Here is a 21,557-nt window from a genome sequence, read left to right as displayed (position 1 = left end):
CTCAAATATTGGTAATAAATAGCATATTAGGTAATAAATAGGTAGCTCTTCATGTCCATCAAGACAATAGAAAAAACACCATCGCTAACGGTACATCGCTCGTCCAAAAAATCTTATCTACTAGCATTTGCGGTCTCTAGTAGCTCGTTGTTTACAGGACTGGCTGCGATGCCCATGATGACTCATGCGGCAGGGCTGGGTGATTTATTTAGCAGTGATAAAAATGCGGCACAGACGAAGTTTTTACCAGTGGACAAAGCTTTCCAAGTCAGTGATAACAGTAAAGCTACCAATAATGGCACGCGCTTAGCCATTAATTTTGACATTACGCCTGAGCATTATGTTTATAAAGACCAAATCAAACTGACGTTGCCAGCTGGCGTGACCGCCGCGCCTTTTACCTTTAGTCAAAAGCCAGTTTCAATCGATGATCCGACATTCGGAAAAGTACTGGTGTTTGACCAAGCGAATATGGTGGCGACGACGACCTTGAGCAGCAGTAATGGTAAAAGCGTCGACGATGCCGCCGTGGTGATTGGCTGGCAAGGCTGTGCCAAAGCAGGACTATGCTATCCACCTGAAAAAATTAAAACGACAATTGATATCGCTGCTGCAACACCACAAATTGCAGGAAATAGCGCCAGTACTTCTACTCAAGAAGCTGCTAACAACAACAGTCTGACAGATAATGACAACACCGCTGAGTCAAGTGCGACGGTTGCCGATAGTCTTGCAGCAGAGCAAGCGCTGACTGATGATGGGGTGATTGATTATGCCTTGTTGGATGATGAGGCTTTAGAGGGAGAGCTTGGCGCTACCAATACGATTTCTGGCGCAGATGAACAAGGCGTCGATGGCACTACGACAAGTGAAATTCCTGCGACAACCAACAATACTGTTGCTGGAAATAATGCCACTGATAGCGATCCTTTTGGTCTGGCTTCTCATCCTTGGTTGGCATTGGTATTATTGTTTTTAGCAGGGCTGGGTTTGGCATTGACACCATGCGTACTACCAATGTTGCCAATCGTTGCCAATATCGTTGCCCGTGAGGAGAATCCAACGGTGAAACGCGGTGTTATTCTCACCACCAGCTATGCTATTGGCGTGGCAACAGCTTATGGTATTTTGGGCGCAGTTATCGCCGTGTTTGGTGAATCATTAGGCATTATCGGCTGGCTACAAAACCCCATTATCCTGATTGGTTTTGCGATTGTTTTTGTCCTACTTGCACTATATATGCTGGGTGTGTTTAGTATCCGCTTACCGAGATTTATGAGTAATAAAATGCAAGGCTTGAGTCAAGCAGGGGATAGTAAGCTGGGTAGTACGGGCGGTAGTTTAATCGCGGGTTTCTTATCTGCGCTCGTCGTATCGCCTTGCGTTTCTGCGCCATTGTTTGGGGCACTGCTTGCCGTATCGACGATTGGTAGTCCACTACTGGGTTTTGCAGCTTTATTTATGCTGGGTTTTGGTTTATCCGCACCACTTATCTTAATTGGTGCCACCCAAGGTAAAATTATGCCGAAAGCGGGCGCGTGGATGAATTGGGTCAAGCAAGGTTTTGCCTTATTGCTCTTTGCCGTTGCTTTATTATTAATTGAGCGCGTCTTTATCTCACCCGTGATGCTGATGGTATGGGCGTTATGGTTTATGGTTGTAGCGATGTGGGCGTGGAGCTGGTTGGGTAAAGGTCGTATGCTGACCCAAGCATTGGGATTAATCGCTGGTATTTGGGCAACATGTTTAGTCATCGGCGCGGCGTTGGGTAACGATGATAGCTTGCATCCGCTGGCATCTTTGAGTGCTGCTCCGATGATGCAGACGACTGGTCAGCCAGCCATGAGTAATACAACAGATAAAACCGTCACAACGCTGACTGAGTTAGATGCCATTATCGCCGCCAACCCTAAAGTGCTTGTCGATGTCACTGCTGAATGGTGTATCGAGTGCCGTATTATGGATAAAAACTTATTTCATAATCGTCCAGCGCAGATGCAGGATTGGCAGTTGGTGAGACTGGATATAACAGAAACTACGGACGATTCTAAAGCAATCTTAGCGCGCTATAAATTGTTTGGTCCGCCAGCATTGCTGTATTATCAAGACGGTCAGTTGACCAATCAACAAGTAGGCGAGATTGATCGTCCAGAGTTTGAACAAGCATTGACGATGCTTAATAACTGATATCTTAATAACTGATACTTAATAAAACGAATAAGTCTTTTCTAAAGGCTTAACAATACAAAAGAGCCAATGTACTATTCATACAGTACGTTGGCTCTTTTATTTTTATCAATGGTTACCTGTCATCCTGACGCTAAGCATTTGGTTTAGCGTTGATTATTGATATTTACATTGGTATAGAGCAGCGATAACGCTAGTATAGTACACGCATTTTCATTACAATAAAGCAACAATGCTGAAGGCGCATTACTCGTTGTAACTGCTCACTTCTATATCTGAATGTCATTGGGTTTATTTTAGCGATGACGCTGATGGTCATACTCATTATCTTATATACTCTGCTGGCGATAATGTCAGTTAGATAAAGGACACTTATGTTTTCCCATATCACCGCACAGCGCCGCTCTATGCCTCTTATTACAGCGCGCAAAAACACTTTATTTCAGACAAGAAAGCATTATTTGAATATTGCTGTTGGTCTAGCGCTAACCTGCTTGACCGTGCAAGTCCAAGCTGCCGATAAAACTCAGAGCGATAATGAGTTACCAGTACCGGAGGCAGCGTTTGAGTTTGAAGATTATCAGGTGTCACAGGATGCCAATACAGCTGCGCAAGATCGCCAAGTAGTCAGTAAAGAATTTATCGCCCAGCAAGCAAAATTGTTTTTTGAATGTACCCAAGTACAGACCAGTGCTGCACGTTTGGCTTGCTTTGACAAAGTGGCCGAAGAAGGTAAAACACCGAGTTACACCACAACTAAGCAGCCAGTAGATTTGGCAAAAACCTTTCAAAGTACGCTTTCAGGTAATCCGCAAGTTGTCTTTGTAGAAGAGAAATCTACCATTGCTGGTGCTAATAATGCCGCTACTGACTCAGTTGCGCGCGCGCCTGCTATTAATGAAGGTTTAGACACCGTTGGGCTGACACAAAGAGAAGCACAAGTTTTAGAAAATGTTGGGGTCACTCAAAAAGATATCGAAAAATATACACCGCTTAGTTTATCCTATGATCTAGATAAAAACAGTGAGCGTGGGACTTGGACCGTCAGACCATACCGACCAACCTATGTATTGCCAGTATTTTATACCTTTGACCCTAATCTTAGCCCAACTCCTAGTAATCCAGATGAGCCCGGTGAAACATTCACCTCTAATGACACCCGTAATACAGAGCTAAAGTTCCAGCTGTCATTAAAGACCAAAGTGATGGAAGATTTGTTTGATACCAGTGCCGATTTATGGTTTGGTTATACCCAAGAGTCACATTGGCAAGTTTATAACGAAGACAACTCGCGACCATTCCGTGCCACCGACTATCAGCCTGAAATATTTTTGACTCAGCCAGTGACAGCAGATTTACCTTTTGGTGGTCGTCTTCGTATGCTTGGTGCTGGTGCCATTCATCATTCTAATGGACAAGACGATCCGTTATCACGCTCATGGAACCGTGCTTATCTCATGGCAGGGGCAGAGTGGGGTAAGCTATCAATCGTACCGCGCCTGTGGGCTCGAGTGAATAGTGAAAGCAGCAGCAGTGAAGACAATCCAGATATCGAGGACTACATGGGTTATGGTGATATCAAATTCTTATATGATTTGCCTGATCAACAGAGCCTGAGCGGTACATTGCGCTACAATCCAAGCACCAATAAAGGGGCGGCGCAAGTCGATTATATTTATCCATTATCAGAGAATGTTAATGGCTTCGTTCAGGTTTTCCAAGGCTATGGCGAATCCATCATCGATTATAACCACGAAAATACCTCTATTGGTTTTGGTATCGTACTGAATGATTGGAAAGGTTTCTAATATCAGCGCACATTTTGATAATCGTCCATGCGACTTTTAGCGCCTTATCAAACTGGACTATGGCTGGCAGAGTATCTCGATATACGCTGCCAGTTGTGCCGTGTTTATCGCAGCACACCCCAATCTCAGCTATCTCAAAATTACCTTTTATCAAATATTAGTAGCTTGCCAACGGCTGATTCTATACCGCACTCTCTAAACCCCTTGCCAAACGATCCTTCGTTTTTTGCTAATTTGCGCCAGCAATTCAACCACCGTTTTAACAGCGGACTACTTTGCTCGCATTGTCATGACAGTATCGCGTGGTTGCCGAAACCCTTCAATGTTGATATTGCTGCTGGTACGGTTTTATCTATCCAAACGGCGACTTATTATGAGTATCCGCTGCGTCAAGCGATCAGAGCTTTTAAGCATCATGAAGACATGACCAAATTGCCGTTATTGTTACATGCTATACGTCAGCTACCACGTCCTCATGGTTGTCATCATGATAATAGCGTGATTGTCGCCATGCCAACAACCGAGCAACGACTGGTCAAGCGTGGCTTCGATCCTGTTAGTATTTTATCCGCGCAATTGTCTAAGCATTGGCAGATACCTTTATGGCATGGTGTAAAGCGTATTGACGACACTGTCAGTCAGCAAGGGCTTACACGTGCTGAGCGCCTGAGTAATCTAGACAATGCTTTTGTTTTAATCGAAAAGCCTCCTGTGAAACGCTTATTATTGTTTGATGATGTTGCGACCACGGGTGCTAGTTTACAAGCATTGGGACGTACACTGCTTACCTCGGCTGAAACAGTCACCATGTCAGATATTCAAACCAATTATAAATACCATCTTTCTGCCTATGCTTTAGCGCATGGAAATCAGTCTTAAAATCTGTTCCTCTCTATTGCTAACTACTAATATGTTGCTAATATGTTGCCTTAACGATATATTATTAAAATAATATATGTTTATTTGTTATTAATATTCCAAAATACTGTGCTTATCACTCAATAGCATTGCTTATAAAATGATATTTTCTAAATAGCTTGCATAACTGCTATGGCTATTGTTATTTCTATGCAAAACTTTTGTTAAATATTATGGAACATAAATTGCATAATTTTGATTGAATAACAATAAAAAGACGGGCAAAAATGATATGACAATATGAATTCATTGTTGATGTTTTTGGTTCAGTATTGGTATTAGACAAACAATAGTTATTATAAAATTGCCGTTATAAATAGGGATTTGATGTGAACGCATCTACAAATAATCTACCACTTACGCTACGAACAACCAACTCAGGATTTACCCTGATTGAACTAATGGTAACGATTGCTGTGCTTGCCATTATTGTCGGTATAGCAGCGCCCAGCATCAGTAATCAGTTGGCTAATCAGCGTGTCAAATCAACCGCCTCAATGTTGGAAAATGCATTAAAAGAGTCTCGTAATGAGAGCATTATTCGTCGCCAAGAAGTGACACTTTCTTATAAGAATAATGGAAATAATATGGGTGATATTACAATAACAGATAATAATTCAAATGTTATTTCAACTTATAAGTATGATGTTAAAAGTAAGATAAAACCTAATAATAATCAGGTTCAGTTCAAACCGAATAAAACAGTTGATTCAGGCAGGTGGATATATACTATCTGCGATGATAATGCAGCTGCTAATTCTAAACAAGTCAATATCACTAAGCTAGGCATTGTGAGTAGCAAGCTTGGAGGATCATGTTAATGAGTCAGTTTAGCCAACAAAAAGGTGTCGGACTAATAGAAGTATTAGTCGCTGTCTTATTGCTATCTGTTGCCGTATTAGGATTTAGTGCATTGCAGATGCGTGCTATAAGTGCAACTGATGAGAGCTTAATACGTACTCAAGCTTTAAGCATCATTCGGGGGCTAGCAGAAAATATGCGTGCCAACTCACAACAAATTGCTACCTATCAAGTTACCATTAATGATGCTTCTAAAACTCGTGAAAGCTGTACAGATTGTTCCGCTGAGCAAATAGCCATTAATGAGTCTAAAGACGCATACGATAAGCTATACAGCTATGGTATTAATGTGAAAATGGTAACTTGTCCTGGAACAGCTAATTTCTCTGAAGTGAAATGTATCATAGCAGCTTGGGGCGACACTACCGCTGCGATGGATGCTACTAATGCAAATGCTTGTGCTGATGCATCTGGTATCTATAAAAGCGGCAGTAACTGTATCATTGTGGAGACGTATTAATGAAACACATAATGATACAAGATATCAAATATCAGCGAGGCTTTACACTTATTGAACTAATGATATCGCTGGTTTTAGGGTTATTGATATCGGCTGCTATCATTCAAGTATTTATTACCAGCCAACGTGTGGATCGTGTACAGAGTGCTGGTTCTGAGATTCAGGATTCAGCAGTATTTGGCATTCAATCTATTGAACAACAATTAAGGCTTGCCAATCTTGGCAATGATGGCGTGCCTCTTAATGATAAAACTGTGATGGGCGGAGTTGTGCTGACGGCAAGCGCAACCAATGCTGATGCAGTAAATGTTGTAACAAGTACTCAATTAGAAGAAGGTTACTTGACGCGCAGTCATGACATGGATTCTGCAGGTGGGATTCATAAATGGGATGGTTCTTTATCTAACACTGGTGAGAAAAGTGATCAGCTTACATTCCAGTATACCAACACAACGGGTCAAATATTGTATGACTGTGAAGGTGAGAAAATTGAGTTAAACGAACGTGTCATTACCCGTTATTTTTTAACCGAAGACAGTGTAAAAACCAACAAAGATAGAAAAAATCTCAATCTCAACTGTGATGCTGGGCGTATAGCAAGTAATGGAGTGCTTACTAACTTTATGGAAGTAGGGCAAACTATTATAAAGAATGTCGATCAATTTAATATTCGTTTAGGTGTCAAACATTCAGTAGTTAATAGTGGTGTAGTAAGTTATAGCTATACTGAAATGAGTGTAAAAGATTACATGAATCTTACGACAGAAAAGCCCTATATTACCAATATCAAAGTCGCATTATTAACCCGCAGTACCTCTAATAGTCCTGATGATAGTGCAAGTGCCTTCAGTATACTTGGCACGACACAGACACTAAAATCAGAAACCAATGCACCAAAATATTTACGCCGTGTTTATGAAACCAATACCCTGTTACGTAATGCTAGAATTGTGAATGTGATTAACAGTGTTAGTTAAGTAAGGTTGATAATCTCTCTGTCCTGTACGTATGAATAAAGGTGAAAATTTGCCATGAATATCAGTCATTCTAATACTTATCCTTCATTAGATTCCAGCCAGCGCGGGGCAGTATTGATTGTGGTTTTACTGTTTTTAATACTGATTATGCTCGTTGGAGTCATAGCGGTACGCAACAGTAATACCGATTTAAAACTTGCAACCAGCGATCAGATAAACACTTTGCTTTTGCAGTCTGCGGACAGTGTCAATAATAAGATTGAAATATCGGTTAATGGTTCTCCAGCCAGTGAGCAATATAAGCAAATTATGGGTATTACAGGGATATTTGGCTACTATATCTTAGAAGATAACAACGATGATATTATCGATTTTTGTTACCGTCCACGTTCTTCTTTTTTCAATATTGATGATGCCGTTATACGTCGTAATACGGGTAAGTTGGTCGACAATACAACAGGTTATTGTGACCCTACCAAAGCTACTGACTATACCAGTAATCGTAATACGACAATGACGCAAGTTATGATAAAGAACGTTAGTGCTACTGCAAATAGTGGTAATTTTGAGCATATGAATCTCGGTACAGATTCTGATGAGAAAACCGCAAAAATGTTTACGTTCGATATTTATTCGACTTCAGTGCTACCTGCGTATGGAAAGGCGAAGGATGATAAAATCAAAGAATGTTTTGCAAAAAATGCTTCAGACCAAACAGATGGTGTGATGAAATGTATGAAAGACAATAATATTCCTAACAAGATGTTGGTAGAGCAAGTTGACTTGGCCAATATTCAAAGTAGTGAGCTATGTGACTACTTTGGTAGTGGGGGTAAAACAGACAGCACTAACCCTTTATGTAGAGATATTTGATAGGGACATATAAGAAAGTAGCGGTTATATAGTTGAATCGCTGCTATAGATCTATAACTGATTTAAAAGCTACTATATTTATATCGTCACGTCTATCGTAGCCGTGCTCAGGAGATAACATTATGAAACTCAAACACCTCAATCGTTATCGCGCGCCCAAAGTGACGGCTATCGAATCCGCTGCTCAAAAACATATTAACTCTTGGTGGCGCGTCTCTAGCTTAAGTGCTGCTGTACTCGGCATGATGTGTATGAGCATGTCTCAAGCCGCTGTCAATCAAGATGGCAAAGTAAGCAGTATCGGTGACCTAAGTATTTATCAGCCAGCTTCTGCTGCGCGTACTAACTTGATGATGATGATCGATACTTCAGGCTCGATGGGGATCAGCTCGTTGGTTCTTCCTAAAAACAATAAATATGGAAGCCCTGGTGATGTAGATGTACCATTATGCGATCGTGTTGTAGTAGGTGAATATGATAGGGATAGAAATACTAATAGTATTTTTGAGTGGGCTTATAACCTAAAAAATGCATCAACTAAAGGTCTAACGTCTAAAAAGAAAACGGTTACTATCGGTTCTGAAACGATTGATTATTATGTGCGTGGCTGTACAAAGACATTTGGACAGGGAGCGAGTGCCAAAACGGTTACAGAACTAGATCGGCTATCGCGATTAAAAGACGCATTAATACCATTGTTAGTAAGCGATCAAATTAGTAATAAAGTCTATATGGGTCTTGGACACTTTTCGTCCAAAGCTGAGTATCAAGACGGAAACGAGAGGAAGACTATTACCATTGGTACAGCAACTAACGTATTAGTTGATGGTCACTCTGGACGTATACTAGTACCTTCGGCACCTCTGACTATTGAACAACGCAAAAAAATTATTAAGGCATTGGCAGGTTTTAAATCGCTTGATACCACTACGAATGAGGACGGTACGGCAAACTCTAATCTTAAGCTCTCTAGTAACAGCTATCCAGACGTTACCAAATCTTCGAGTGGTACACCTACTGCCCATGCTTATGCAGAAGCTGGCGCTTATATGATGGGTACAGGAACTGGTGTAGATAATAATACCGTCAAAAATGTAGGAATCATTTATGATGGTTATATGGTTAAGCAAAATGGTGGGGCCGACAAGCAGATTTATTTTGTCTGCGTTGAGCTAGGTACAGATAAAACGTCAGCGATTGGAGCGGTCGTTGAGCAGTGTGTAAATAACTGGCCAGGACGCGATGGCAGCAATATCTCCCAAGGAACAGTAGATAAAGGCATTTACTACCCAAATCCTGATGTTGCAGGCGCATGGTTAAAAATCGCTAGCAAAGCTGATTTTAAAACGAAGATAAAAAGTTTAACTGGTAAAGATATTTCTATAAACAATCTTTGGGACACTTATGAAGCTCTACCTGTTGGATGGCGCTATGGTGGTTGGTTAAAGGTAGATCAAGAACCCCTTGATATCGAGCCTATCGTCGGTACTGTATGGGGTTATGGCGAAAGTATAAGAGGTCTAGTATCTTATCGAACCAGTCCATTTTCCCTAAGCCCCGGTACAGAAAATGAAGTAGGTGGTCTGAGATATTCAGCAGCAGACACTAAAAATGCTAATGGTACCGCTTATATTAAAGGCAGTAGTACAGAGTCCTGTGACAGTAATGGTATCTACTTCTTAACCGATGGCGCGCCAAACTCGACCAAGCCTGGTATGGCGCGTAAGATTATGAACAAATCATTATCAACCAATTTGTATGAAATTAATGGTGTGCCGTCTGGATTAGTGTCACCAAAATTGCAATCTAATCTATTTGCTGGTGAAACAGGGGGCTGGGAATATATCGGTGAATATGCCAAAAAACTGCATGACAAAACTAAAAATCCATCTGGGGCAAGTATTAGAACAGCAGTAGCAGGATTTGGTTCATCATTTGCTGGTATCCCTAAAAAATCCGACGGTACTTATAATTGTGACGCAACAACTAATATAGATGCAAAAAATGCTTGTAAATGGGGCGGCCCTGACTATGGCAATGGCGGCTTCTTTTACGCAGAAACCTCACTTGATATTGCTAATAGTGTGCAGAAATTTATCACGGATTTAAATCAAACTATTAATACCACACCAGCTGGTACGATTACTGTCCCAGATGACCCTTATCAAACCAGTACGACGTTGCCCTATGCCTATCTGCCTATGTTAGAGCCTAAAGTAGGAGATACGTTTAAAGTATGGCCAGGCAACCTTAAAAAGTATGAAACTAAAAACGGTACATTGTATGGTCAGGGCAACAGACGACTGTATAGTGATGCAGGTGGGACGCTAAATGATGCCGCAGCTGATCTATGGGCCCAGTCACCTATAAGTGCAGCAGGTAATTCTGCTGTGAATAGTGGGGGTTTTTATGCTCGCTTAGTAGCTCCAGACTTTAGTTCCCCTGCTAGCACACGCAATGTATTTTTCGAAAACTATAAAGGAATTGATAATACAAAAATTCCTGAGGGTGTGGTAAAAATTGGCGTTGGTGACAATGGAGTGCCGACCGGTTTTCCTCAGATAAATGACGGCGTGTATAGTTCTGGAGGCAAAACGCTTCTACAATCCAAGCGTATCATGCTTAACTTCTTAGGCTACAACGTTGATTACTTAACTGACTATAGAGATAAAGACGACCCTACTAAGCCGTTATATATTGATAAAATGAATATGAAGGAAGCAATATACTTCCCAACTCAACCAGTTCGTCAAGTTGGTGGAGTCGTGCACTCGAAGCCTGCATTAGTTTCTTATAGTGCCGAAGTGAATGAGTCAGGTAACATCACTGCAAATAACCGAGAAGATTATTTATTATTTGGCTCGATGGATGGTGCCTTGCATTTAGTAGATGCCAATACAGGCGAAGAAGAATGGGCACTGGTATTACATGAGATGTTCCGTAAACAACCAGAAGCTTTAGTAAAAGAAGCGATGGGCGATTTAAGCTTTGGGATTGATGCTCCATGGTTAGTCAGTGCCAAATATCGTTATAGCAGTACAACATCAGGCGATCAAAAAACTCGCAAAGTTTCCTTATATAAACCTGATAGCAGTAATGTAAATGACGTCACCAATACGAGCAATTTCTTGTCAATGGCGGCTTATGGTGGTTTCCGAATGGGCGGAGAAGGATTATATGCTCTAGACTTAGCTGACAAAAATACGCCAAAAATCCTATTTAGTATTACGCCAGATATTACTAGTACAACAGCAAAACTGCATAGAAATGACACTGGTACTCAGGTCACTGTTAATAACAGTGATTATAATAATGTTGGGCAGATCTGGAATACAGTCACCACGGCTCGAGTAAATGAAGGCGCTAGTGACACTAAGTACAAAGACGTCATCGTATTTGGTGGGGGTTATGACATGCAGTACGAAGATCCACAATTCGTACCGACTACGGCAGCCAAAGGCAGTTCTATCTATGTGACCGATGCAAAAACAGGCGAGAAGCTGTGGTCGTGGGACAATCCGTACAATCACAGTATCGTCGCTGGCGTTACGCCACTAGATCGCAATAATGATGGTTTATTTGACCATTTATACTTTGCCGATTTAGGTGGCAACGTCTTCCGTGCTGACTTCGTTAACGAAAAGAAAAAAGCGTTTAAAGAAGTACGCGTGGTTCGAGTGCTTAATGCTTCCGAAAATGTCACTGCATTACCATATCGCTTCTATGCTCGTCCAGTAGTGAGCTTTTATAGAGATAAGCAAAGCAAGATATTTGCCCTTGTCAATATTGCTTCTGGCGATCGCAGTTCACCATTAGCTAAGCGCCGCGATGTAACTAGTAGTGATAAAAGCAAAGCCAATCGTTTATATGGGATTATTGATACTGATGTAACTCGTAATGATCTTTTAGAAAGTAGTGCTACCTCAACACTCACTATCAAAGAATTAAACGAAAAAGATGATTTGATAGAGCTAGGTGGTAGTAAGCTTGCTGAAAACACCAAAACGGCAAAAGCAGCAATGGTCGAAGAGCTTTCAGTGATAGATAGCTCAGAAGACAAAAGAGGTTGGTATTATCCGCTAACGCGTTTTGCAGGATTTGAAAACGTCTCGCATGTAAAAGCCATGGGCGACTATCGTGTCATGAACAATTATTTATTTATGTCCGTATATGACCCTAACATGTCTTATGGCAACAATAGTATTTGTGAGGCACAAACGCTTGGTGGCTCAGAGCAACAAATGTATTGCCTGCCTTATGGCGTCTGTATGGATAACAGCTCTAAAACCGGTACAGGCGGCTTTACACCAGCAGGTAAAGGTATTCAAGAGCTGACACTTGGTGCGGTGAATGCCAATAACTTAGACACGACCGTGCTCATTGGTACGCAAAGCTTGACAGGTCGTGCTAATGATCTTATTGATTATGGTGATGATAGTAAAAAAGGTAAGGGTCCCAAAGAGCCACCAGTAGGCGGCTATGTAGATGGTAATGACCCGTATGCTGGTATCACAAAAGACAAAGGCGATGGTTCTATGGCAAGCATATTATTCAAAGAGCGTTATGTGCTAAAACCAACGCAATGGTATGAGAGTAACTAATGCTTAATCATACTGATAAGAGACTTAGTGGCAAGAGCCGCGGTTTTACGCTCATTGAACTGATGGTTGTCGTTATGATTATCGCGATTCTTGCGGCAGTGGCGATACCGAGCTATCGACAGTACGTCATTAGAAACGCTGAAAATGAGGTGCAGTCGAAGATGCTCCAATTAGAGCTTCAGCTCGAGCGTTGGCGAGCGTCTGCATTGACTTATAAGGGTTTTAGACCCCAAGTCATCAACAGCGCTAATAATCAAACAAACTATGGTTACGACGATAACGATAGTAAAATCATTTATGTGCCACAAGGCAGTACGGATACCAACCATCGTTACAAAATCACCTTGATTGATAGCACCACTAGCACTGATCCTAGTGATGGTACAGTGACGACCAATTCACTGGTGACTACTGGGACAGCTATTGATAATGCGACGGGTAGAGCATGGAAGATGGTGGCAACACCTAATAAAACAGGAACTTTTAATCGTGCGAAAAGCATGCTAATGACCAGCACAGGCGTGCGCTGTCAAAGTAGCAGCACTATCGCTCTAAATGCGACTACCTGCGGTACAGGTCAGGAGGAGTGGTAATGGAAAGTCTAAACAATAAGGATAAAGGCTTTACATTAATAGAAATGATGATAGTCGTTGCTCTGATCGGCATACTGGCATCGATCGCTTATCCTAGTTATCAGAGTTACGTCATCAAAACTAATCGTACCGATATGATGAGCGAGATGCAAAATATCGCCAGTCAGATTGAGAGTCGTAAGTTAGCACAGGGTAGTTATAAAGCTATTAGCAGGGATATTAAAGCAGAATTTGCGGTTGGATACCCGAGACAGGGTACAGCACTATATGATTTGGCTATCAATCCCATACCACTAACACCACCTGATAATGAATTAACTTCAAAATGGATGATTATTGCCACGCCCAAAACTGGTAGTCAGATGGCTAATGACGGCAGCATGAATTTGAATTACTTAGGAGTTAAGTGTCGAGTAATCAAAACTGTGAATACTTGCGGCACCGATGACGAATGGAATAAATAATAAATTTTATAGATAAGTGACAAATTTTGTCAGATGTGTTTACTTTTCACTCCTGAAATATAACTAGCTGACAATTTTAAGTAGGTTGGCAGCAACATTGGTAACGGTATGTAAGGATAACAAGAAAATGAAAGTCTAAGTAATACCAAAATTAGAAGTTATGGCTCTGTTTTAGCCATAAAAACGATAATAGTGATATTTTGGCACGCTACCTGCAGCAATTATAATAAGAGAAAAATACATTATATCCCTAAAGATAAAAAGCGGCTGTGTTAACGATAGCCAATTATCTTTATATACCCAAAAAGGAGTTCTTATGAACACTGCACAAAAAGGTTTTACCCTAATCGAGCTAATGATCGTTATCGCCATTATCGGTATTTTGGCTGCGATCGCTCTACCTGCTTATCAAGACTATACCGCTCGTGCACAAGCTGCTGAAGGCTTTAAAATAACATCTGGTCTACAGTCTGATATTGGTGTTGTTTATGCTGACACTGGTACATGGCCAACAACCGTAGCTGGTGCTGATTTATTAGAAGGTAAATACATTAAGGCAAAAGATATTGTTATTACAGAAGGTGGTGTGGCTGAAGGAGCAAAGCCAACTACAATTGGTGTAGCCTTCTCTAGTGGTGCCAATGCTGGTAAAGGTATGACCTTAACGCCAGCAGCAGGCGCGCCCGGACAAATTAAAGGCTGGACTTGTGCAGGAGCAGCAGTAGCTGGTGCTGTAACAACCACAACAACGGCTTTAGAAGCTTCACGTTTGCCTACTAGTTGCCAGTAATGGTTAGTTGGCATAACTATGTTGTAAGTCTTATGGTCATAAAAAAGTCTTAGCTATTGCTAGGGCTTTTTTTTGTCAGTTTTTGACCTATATCTATAATTTTGTTATGTGTAGTGCTTTCTATCTGTCCATTTTTGCCCATCCGGTATAATGGTACGTTGTGTGCAATGACATATTTATAGATAGTCATATACTTATGTTGTTCCATGAGAGAGTTATTATGTACACCATCGCACATTCTAGTCCTACCAGTAGCTCTCATTCAGGCTTTACTTTAATAGAACTGATGATCGTAATTGCTATTATCGGTATTCTAGCCGCCATCGCTTTACCCAATTACTTAACTTATACCGCGCGCGCCCAGGCGGTAGAAGGCTTTGTAGTGTCGGATACCATACGTAGTGACATCGCCACATGGGTGTTTGAAAATAAAGTATTCCCCGATGCGGCAGCGGTAGCGGTCACTGGTATCATCGGCAGTCAGGCAAACGCACTTGAGGGCAAATACGTGGCGACTAATGGTGTCGCTGTCACGGCAGATATTGGGGTCATTACGGTAAACTTCGATACAGGCACTAATGCAGGTAAGACCTTGATACTTACGCCTGAGATCAATACCTCAAATAACCAGCAAGTGATCAAGTGGGTGTGTAGTGGGTCAGTTGGCACAGATAAGCTCCCAGCAAGCTGCCAAGACTAAAACAGCTTATACTGCTTCATATCTTTTTGAATACGTTAATAACTTACGCAAGATAGTTCTGCTTATAAATCATATACACTCAAAAATTGACATAAATTATGCTACATTCATCTCTAAAATTTCGCCTTAAAGCATTTGTTTATCATTTAGGTATTTCTGTTTTTATTGCTTTGGTGAGCCTATATATTGTATTCATAGTATGGCATCCAGCGCCCTTAGCTAAAGCAGTAGGTGTGACGTACATATTTATTATGATGTTGGGTATCGATGTTGTTTTAGGACCTTTATTAACGTTAATCATTGCTAAAAAAGGCAAAAAATCTCTAAAGCTTGATTTGGGAGTGATTATTGTCTTGCAGCTCGCTGCATTCACCTACGGCATCTACAATATCGCTATCAGTAGACCTGTGTATATTGCTTTTGATACCAGTCGCTTTGAAGTCGTCCAAGCTAATGAAATACTGAAAGAAAGTCTAGATGAAGCTGAGACCTGTTATAGCACGCTAGGTTGGGGCGTACCGAAATACGTTGCTGTCAGAGCGGTAGCAAATGCAGAGGAGAGAAGTGAGCGCTTATTCTCAGAGTTAGAGACTGGAGTTGCACCGAGTAAGCAGCCCAACCTGTACGAACCATTAGATAATCAGTGGGCTATTATGGCAGCCAAAGCTCATGACTTGACTGAGCTGTCGAAGAATAACTCCACTCAAAGCGTCGATAGCGTTATGATTGACTACCCAGCAGCGACTGGCTGGCTACCCTTAGTGGCTTATGAGCAAGATATGGTGATCTTGATAGACATCACGCATCAGCAAGTGATAGATATTGTCGATTTGCGACCTTAGACTATTATATGTGCACAAGTAAAAAGCCAAACATAACGTTTGGCTTTTTTAAATTTGAAGCATTAGATTTGTGATAATAGTATATGGTTATCTACTTCTCTAAATACTGAATTTTACCTTCCACGCCATCCCACTTTTCAGCTTCTGGTAATTGACCCTTCATCTCAGTGATGTTTGGCCATTTTTGTGCCAGCTCTTCGTTCAGCTGAGTAAATATCTCTTGCCCTTTTGGTACTTCATCTTCTGAGAAGATGGCATTGGCAGGACATTCAGGCTCGCATAGTGCGCAGTCGATGCATTCATCAGGGTCGATGACGAGGAAGTTCGGTCCTTCATAAAAGCAGTCTACAGGACAGACTTCCACACAGTCGGTGTATTTGCAAAGAATGCAGTTCTCTGTAACGACAAAGGTCATAGTACTGTCTACCTGTTATTGGATTGTGCGAAATAGAATAGATTAAAAATAAGGCACATTTTAGCGCTTTTACCACTAATTGACAATTCCCTTTAATGACTAATGATTTCCTTTAGATGATAAAGTAAGTCATGCGCCTGCTTTGGCGTTAGGGTATCAGGATTAATGGCGCTTAGCTCATCTTGTAAGCTAAATAACTGATTCTGTTGTGGATTATGACCTGAGTTTTGAGTTTGATGAGTATTGCTGACGCTTACGCTTTCTACTTTACTCTCATGATTCTGCTGCTGTTTATCCGTTAACGACTTAGCTAATTCATTTTTATCATCAATGGTTTTTTCGTTTTCCGCTTTCAAATTGTCTATTAAATAACGTTTAGCATCATTTAATACCTCAGTAGGAATCCCCGCCATTTTTGCTACATGCAGTCCAAAGCTAGAGCTTGCTGCACCGTCTTTGATTTGATGGAGTAATAATAATTGACCATCAACTTCACTGGCGGCGACATGGACGTTGCGAATATTGGCACAATTGCTTGCATTATTTTCTATATTTTTTTCTGCCAATTTTGTCAGCTCAAAATAATGGGTGGCAAATAAGGTCAGGCAGCCAATCTCGACCAGTCGATTAACACAAGCATGAGCAATCGCTAAACCATCAGTGGTAGCCGTACCGCGTCCGACTTCATCCATCAATACCAGCGATCTGTTGGTCGCTTGATTAAGGATATTGGCGGTTTCAATCATTTCCACCATAAAGGTCGATTTACCGCCAGCCAAATCATCCGCTGAGCCGATACGCGTAAAGATACGATCAATATCACCAATATGAGCACTTGATGCGGGGACAAAACTGCCACAATGCGCAAGTAAAACAATCAATGCCGTTTGGCGCATATAGGTAGATTTACCGCCCATATTAGGACCGGTAATCATTAACAGTCTTTCAGGATTGGTATGACTGCCCAATGCGCAATCATTGGCAACGAAATGGCTGCTATGTTTGGTACTGCTTTGATGAATATTATTGCTCGTATGGATTGGATTTAATGCCGCTTCGACGACGACATGGCGACCTGCTTTGATATCAATACTAGTTTGGCTATCAATTTTTTCTAAGCTACTATTGTCTTTTGAGTCGTTACTCATGACTGGTCGTTGCCAATTATAAATTATGGCAAGCTGTGCCCAATTACTAAGCACATCTATTTGCGCGATAGCCGCGCTCAGCTGTTGCAGTTCGGCTAAATGGCTACTGAGTTCAGTTAAGAGTTCGTGATATAGCTGCTTTTCACGAGTTAATGCTAATGTCTGCGCACTTAGATACTCGGTTTCGACTTCTTTTAGCTCATCAGTGATAAAGCGCTCGCTGCTTTTGAGCGTTTGCCGCCGGATAAAATGTGCTGGTGCATTCTTTGCCTGCATTTTAGGCAGTTCAAAATAAAAACCGCTCACTTTATTAAAACCCACTTTTAGACTGGGTAATTGACTCTCTAAACGTGCGCGCTCGACCATTTCATCCAAAGTCACTTGAATATTGTCATGTAAATGAGTCAGGCGATCAAACTCAGTATCATAGCCAGTGGCGAGCATGCCACCATCACGAATATGGGCAGGTGGCTCTGCGATAATGGCTCGCTCAATCAGCTCAGCGACGGACTGTATGGCAGGTAACTGCGCAGGCAATTGTTGCATTAGCATCGGCAACAGTCCTGCTTGCTCATGGCGAATACCTGCATTCGTCAGTAGCATCGTAAGCTGGTCGCTACTAGCAATACCCTCAGCAAGTTTACGCAGGTCACGCGGCTTGGCACTCATTAGTCCAATGCGGCTACTAATACGTTCGATATCGCCAATGGCGTTTAGGGTTTCGCGTATGTTGGTAACTAATGAGATATTTCCCGAGCTTTGCTCAGACTGTTTATCAGTATTTAACAAACTGGTTATGGCATCTAGGCGTAAATTAATGCGCGCATGCTGACGCAGTGGGCGTTTCATTTGCTGCACCAGTAAGCGTCGACCCATCGGCGTTTGACAATGATTAAGGACAGATATTAATGACGTACCATTACTGCTAACGGGGGTAAATAGCTCAAGATTTTGCTGACTATTGGCATCAATAATCAAATAATCGTCACTGTATTCTATGATTAGCTGGTTGAGTTGTGGCACATGACGCTGCTGAGTTTGCCGCGCATAATGTATGAGCGCTGCACAGCTAGATTGAGCAAGAAGTGCGTCATTGATTCCTAGTCCATCAAGGCGCTGCACGTCAAACTGCTGGCAAAGGGTTGCGCTGGCATGCTCACGATGGAAGTCATTTGCCGCCACTTGGATAATAGGACAGTCGAGGTGTTGACGTAGCCACAGCATCCAATCTTCGTGAAGACTTTCACTAAGTGCTTCGCTAACGATACATTCACTAGGTGCAAAGCGTGCCAGCACCGTCAGCATTTGCGTTTGCAAATTTTTAACATCATCATGGCTGTTATTATAGCTGGCACTAAGCGTTTGCGTCGTTAGTGTTCCAGCGGCTAAATCCATTTGGCTAATGGCAGCTTGCACAGGTTGTTTGCTGTTCGATTTAGGTATCTCGATATCAATAGCGACCACAGTTGGCGTATGATTGGGCGCAATTAAAGCATCATCAGTAATTGTCCCTGCGGTCAGCGTTTTAACCACTTCACGGCGCATAATACTGCCAGCAGCAGATTTGCTTTTATCTTTTTTCTGCTTATCGCCCATCGTCGGAGCATTGGAATGATTATTCGTGTTGTTAGTGCCAGTGGCTGATTCGTCAATTTGCTCACACACAACGACGGTTTGCCCAGCCGCTATCAACCTTGCCATGTAGCTATCGGCCGCATGAAAAGGCACACCTGCCATGGCAATGGTATTGCCCGCTTTATCCGTACCACGGCGAGTCAAGGTGATGTCTAATATTTGTGCCGCGCGCTTGGCATCATCAAAAAATAACTCATAAAAATCACCCATGCGGTACAGCAGTAACGCTTGTGGATAGTTGGCTTTCATGGTTAGATATTGCACCATCATCGGCGTATGATCTGCCAAGTGATAAACGGCATCGCCTACCATCAACTGATCGGCGGTCAAAGGTGTCGCGGTCTGTTGTTTTGATATTGCGTACTTTGACGGAGTAGGTTTGGCGGCGTTAAGGTTTTGAGCGGATGGCTTAGCGGTCATGCAGAGTCTCTTATAATGCTTCAATGGGTTGTTTAATCAGCTGGCGTTAGATGTACGACGGTATATACAGATCAGTGTAAAAAATAGATGAGAAAAACACTCGCTTATGAGTGGTTGATTTGCAAGATTCTGGTTGATTTTTACCAAAATAGCTTTATTAAAGGGTGATCATAGCGCGCAAATTTAGCAGTCAAAAAACTAAGAAGTGTGAAAGTGTAATTACTATTTTAGCACGTCCTGCCGCGCTTTTACGTCGGCAAATATCTACTCGCTGCCCTTGTATCCATCGGCGTCATAACCATATATAATGACGTCACACTTAATTGGGCGATACTTCATTAGGCGACACTTCATTAGGCAGTACCTTATTAAGAGGTGCTTTGTTAACAAAAGGTACTTAGTCAGGTGATGACTGTAATGACAAGGCGGCAGCGGGCGAAGCTTTGGCTAATGCGCACTAATTATCGAATATTTCCATAGGTCAAAAAATTATGTTATCAAAGATTATAGGCAGTGTGGTTGGCACTAAAAATGACCGCGAATTAAAGCGCATGCGCAAAGTGGTCAGCAAAATCAACGCACAAGAGGCTGCGGTACAAGCCCTGTCTGATGAGCAATTACAACAAAAAACCGAAGAGTTTAAAGCACGCCACCAACAAGGTGAAAGCTTAGATGCATTACTACCCGAAGCGTTTGCCGTCTGCCGTGAAGCGTCATTACGCGTCAATGGCATGCGTCATTATGATGTGCAGCTGATCGGTGGTATCACCTTGCACGAAGGCAAAATCGCTGAGATGAAAACGGGCGAAGGTAAAACCTTGATGGGTACCTTGGCTATGTACCTCAATGCCATCAGTGGTAAAGGTGTGCATTTGGTTACGGTCAACGATTATTTGGCGGCACGTGATGCTGAATTGAACCGTCCATTATTTGGCTTTTTGGGCATGACCGTCGGTGTCATTTATTCACAACAACCGCCGCAAGAAAAAATCGACGCTTATCAAGCGGATATTACTTACGGTACCAATAACGAATATGGCTTTGATTATCTGCGCGATAACATGGTCTTTAGTTTAAAAGAGAAAAAGCAGCGTCCATTAAACTTCTGTATTATCGATGAAATTGACTCTATTTTAATCGATGAGGCTCGTACGCCGCTGATTATCTCAGGTCAAGCCGAAGATTCTTCACGTATGTACGCGCTGATTAATACCATTATCCCGGTGCTGATTCGCTCAAAAGACGAAGAGGCCAATAAGAATAATGAAGAAGAAGATTTCTGGATTGATGAAAAAAATCGTCAAATCGAAATCAGTGAAAAAGGCTATGAAAAAATTGAGCGCTTCTTAATCGAAGTGGGCGAGCTTGGCGAAAACGAAAGTCTTTATAGCCCAAGTCGTTTACCGCTATTGGCTCACGTCCAAGCGGCCATTCGTGCCCATCATGTGTTTGTCAAAAACGTCCATTATATCGTTGATGACGGCGAAGTGATTATCGTTGATGAAAACACCGGTCGTACCATGCCCGGTCGCCGCTGGTCAGAAGGTCTACATCAAGCGGTAGAGGCCAAAGAAAACGTCGAGATTCAGGCGGAAAACCAAACCCTTGCGACGACGACTTTCCAGAACTATTTCCGTCTTTATGACAAATTATCGGGTATGACGGGTACCGCTGATACCGAAGCAGCAGAGTTTAAATCAACGTATGATTTAGATGTCATCGTGATTCCAACGCACGAGCCGATTGCGCGTATCGACATGGATGACCAAATTTTCTTAACCAAGTTAGGAAAGTATAAAGGTATCATCCGCGAGATTAAAGAGATTCAAGCCAAAGGTGCTCCAGTCTTGGTTGGTACGGCGACG

At 42.0% G+C, this 21,557-nt stretch carries 16 protein-coding genes; 14 read left to right on the top strand and 2 right to left on the bottom strand.

The features are described from left to right. The first annotated feature begins 51 nt into the window (after positions 1 to 51). From B2575_RS04625 to tfpZ, 13 genes are all read left to right on the top strand, one after another. The gene (locus tag B2575_RS04625; RefSeq protein WP_296240362.1) at positions 52 to 2,187 is read left to right on the top strand and encodes a protein-disulfide reductase DsbD domain-containing protein; all 2,136 of its coding nucleotides are present in this window, start codon (positions 52 to 54) and stop codon (positions 2,185 to 2,187) included. Positions 2,188 to 2,561: 374 nt separating this feature from the next. Then, entirely contained in the window at positions 2,562 to 3,995 is a 1,434-nt protein-coding gene (locus B2575_RS04620) for a phospholipase A (protein WP_296240361.1), read from the top strand. Between the two features lie 27 nt (positions 3,996 to 4,022). Continuing rightward, positions 4,023 to 4,874, top strand: a complete 852-nt coding sequence (locus tag B2575_RS04615) for a ComF family protein (protein ID WP_296240360.1) — start codon at positions 4,023 to 4,025, stop codon at positions 4,872 to 4,874. A 368-nt stretch (positions 4,875 to 5,242) separates the two neighbouring features. Next, the gene (locus B2575_RS04610) at positions 5,243 to 5,734 is read left to right on the top strand and encodes a GspH/FimT family pseudopilin (RefSeq protein WP_250163616.1); all 492 of its coding nucleotides are present in this window, start codon (positions 5,243 to 5,245) and stop codon (positions 5,732 to 5,734) included. Next, the gene (pilV, locus tag B2575_RS04605; RefSeq protein WP_087814583.1) at positions 5,734 to 6,234 is read left to right on the top strand and encodes a type IV pilus modification protein PilV; all 501 of its coding nucleotides are present in this window, start codon (positions 5,734 to 5,736) and stop codon (positions 6,232 to 6,234) included. Before B2575_RS04610 ends, pilV begins: the two co-directional genes overlap by 1 nt. Positions 6,235 to 6,245: 11 nt before the next feature. Then, complete coding sequence (locus tag B2575_RS04600; RefSeq protein WP_250163617.1) at positions 6,246 to 7,211, top strand: PilW family protein; 966 nt, start codon at positions 6,246 to 6,248, stop codon at positions 7,209 to 7,211. A 54-nt stretch (positions 7,212 to 7,265) separates the two neighbouring features. Continuing rightward, the gene (locus B2575_RS04595) at positions 7,266 to 8,084 is read left to right on the top strand and encodes a PilX N-terminal domain-containing pilus assembly protein (protein ID WP_296240359.1); all 819 of its coding nucleotides are present in this window, start codon (positions 7,266 to 7,268) and stop codon (positions 8,082 to 8,084) included. A 122-nt stretch (positions 8,085 to 8,206) separates the two neighbouring features. Beyond that, positions 8,207 to 12,685 carry a pilus assembly protein PilC gene (locus tag B2575_RS04590; RefSeq protein ID WP_296240358.1) on the top strand — a complete coding sequence of 1,493 codons (4,479 nt, stop codon included), beginning with the start codon at positions 8,207 to 8,209 and terminating at the stop codon, positions 12,683 to 12,685. Beyond that, on the top strand, positions 12,685 to 13,278 hold the full coding sequence (locus tag B2575_RS04585) for a type IV pilin protein (RefSeq protein ID WP_296240357.1): 594 nt from the start codon (positions 12,685 to 12,687) through the stop codon (positions 13,276 to 13,278). The genes B2575_RS04590 and B2575_RS04585 overlap by 1 nt, the downstream gene beginning before the upstream one ends. Beyond that, positions 13,278 to 13,742 carry a type IV pilin protein gene (locus tag B2575_RS04580; RefSeq protein ID WP_296240356.1) on the top strand — a complete coding sequence of 155 codons (465 nt, stop codon included), beginning with the start codon at positions 13,278 to 13,280 and terminating at the stop codon, positions 13,740 to 13,742. The genes B2575_RS04585 and B2575_RS04580 overlap by 1 nt, the downstream gene beginning before the upstream one ends. A gap of 316 nt (positions 13,743 to 14,058) precedes the next feature. After that, on the top strand, positions 14,059 to 14,532 hold the full coding sequence (locus B2575_RS04570) for a pilin (protein ID WP_349681511.1): 474 nt from the start codon (positions 14,059 to 14,061) through the stop codon (positions 14,530 to 14,532). 220 nt (positions 14,533 to 14,752) lie between these two features. Beyond that, on the top strand, positions 14,753 to 15,232 hold the full coding sequence (locus B2575_RS04565; RefSeq protein ID WP_296240355.1) for a pilin: 480 nt from the start codon (positions 14,753 to 14,755) through the stop codon (positions 15,230 to 15,232). 98 nt (positions 15,233 to 15,330) lie between these two features. Next, on the top strand, positions 15,331 to 16,074 hold the full coding sequence (tfpZ, locus tag B2575_RS04560; RefSeq protein WP_296240354.1) for a TfpX/TfpZ family type IV pilin accessory protein: 744 nt from the start codon (positions 15,331 to 15,333) through the stop codon (positions 16,072 to 16,074). A gap of 91 nt (positions 16,075 to 16,165) precedes the next feature. On the opposite strand, the gene fdxA is transcribed toward tfpZ, so the two are convergent. Both fdxA and mutS read right to left on the bottom strand, forming a co-directional pair. Then, positions 16,166 to 16,489, bottom strand: coding sequence for a ferredoxin FdxA (gene fdxA / locus B2575_RS04555; RefSeq protein WP_133103830.1), 324 nt, complete (start codon positions 16,487 to 16,489; stop codon positions 16,166 to 16,168). A 92-nt stretch (positions 16,490 to 16,581) separates the two neighbouring features. Beyond that, positions 16,582 to 19,692, bottom strand: a complete 3,111-nt coding sequence (gene mutS, locus B2575_RS04550; RefSeq protein ID WP_296240353.1) for a DNA mismatch repair protein MutS — start codon at positions 19,690 to 19,692, stop codon at positions 16,582 to 16,584. A 491-nt stretch (positions 19,693 to 20,183) separates the two neighbouring features. Between mutS and B2575_RS04545 the strand changes: the two genes are divergently transcribed. Continuing rightward, the coding region (locus B2575_RS04545; RefSeq protein ID WP_349681510.1) for a DEAD/DEAH box helicase at positions 20,184 to 21,557 on the top strand (1,374 nt) is incomplete at its 3' end.

Origin of the sequence: Psychrobacter sp. UBA6739 (assembly GCF_002453835.1) — a bacterium.
GTDB classification, from domain to species: Bacteria; Pseudomonadota; Gammaproteobacteria; order Pseudomonadales; family Moraxellaceae; genus Psychrobacter; species Psychrobacter immobilis_A.
This window is presented reverse-complemented; position numbering and strand designations above follow the sequence as displayed.

Coding starts and splice junctions, on each gene's coding strand:
- B2575_RS04580 (WP_296240356.1), top strand. CDS start 13,278: ATGGAAAGTCTAAACAATAAGGATAAAGGCTTTACATTAATAGAAATG.
- B2575_RS04570 (WP_349681511.1), top strand. CDS start 14,059: ATGAACACTGCACAAAAAGGTTTTACCCTAATCGAGCTAATGATCGTT.
- B2575_RS04595 (WP_296240359.1), top strand. CDS start 7,266: ATGAATATCAGTCATTCTAATACTTATCCTTCATTAGATTCCAGCCAG.
- fdxA (WP_133103830.1), bottom strand. CDS start 16,489: ATGACCTTTGTCGTTACAGAGAACTGCATTCTTTGCAAATACACCGAC.
- pilV (WP_087814583.1), top strand. CDS start 5,734: ATGAGTCAGTTTAGCCAACAAAAAGGTGTCGGACTAATAGAAGTATTA.
- mutS (WP_296240353.1), bottom strand. CDS start 19,692: ATGACCGCTAAGCCATCCGCTCAAAACCTTAACGCCGCCAAACCTACT.
- B2575_RS04625 (WP_296240362.1), top strand. CDS start 52: ATGTCCATCAAGACAATAGAAAAAACACCATCGCTAACGGTACATCGC.
- B2575_RS04600 (WP_250163617.1), top strand. CDS start 6,246: ATGATACAAGATATCAAATATCAGCGAGGCTTTACACTTATTGAACTA.
- B2575_RS04615 (WP_296240360.1), top strand. CDS start 4,023: ATGCGACTTTTAGCGCCTTATCAAACTGGACTATGGCTGGCAGAGTAT.
- B2575_RS04590 (WP_296240358.1), top strand. CDS start 8,207: ATGAAACTCAAACACCTCAATCGTTATCGCGCGCCCAAAGTGACGGCT.
- B2575_RS04565 (WP_296240355.1), top strand. CDS start 14,753: ATGTACACCATCGCACATTCTAGTCCTACCAGTAGCTCTCATTCAGGC.
- B2575_RS04585 (WP_296240357.1), top strand. CDS start 12,685: ATGCTTAATCATACTGATAAGAGACTTAGTGGCAAGAGCCGCGGTTTT.
- tfpZ (WP_296240354.1), top strand. CDS start 15,331: ATGCTACATTCATCTCTAAAATTTCGCCTTAAAGCATTTGTTTATCAT.
- B2575_RS04620 (WP_296240361.1), top strand. CDS start 2,562: ATGTTTTCCCATATCACCGCACAGCGCCGCTCTATGCCTCTTATTACA.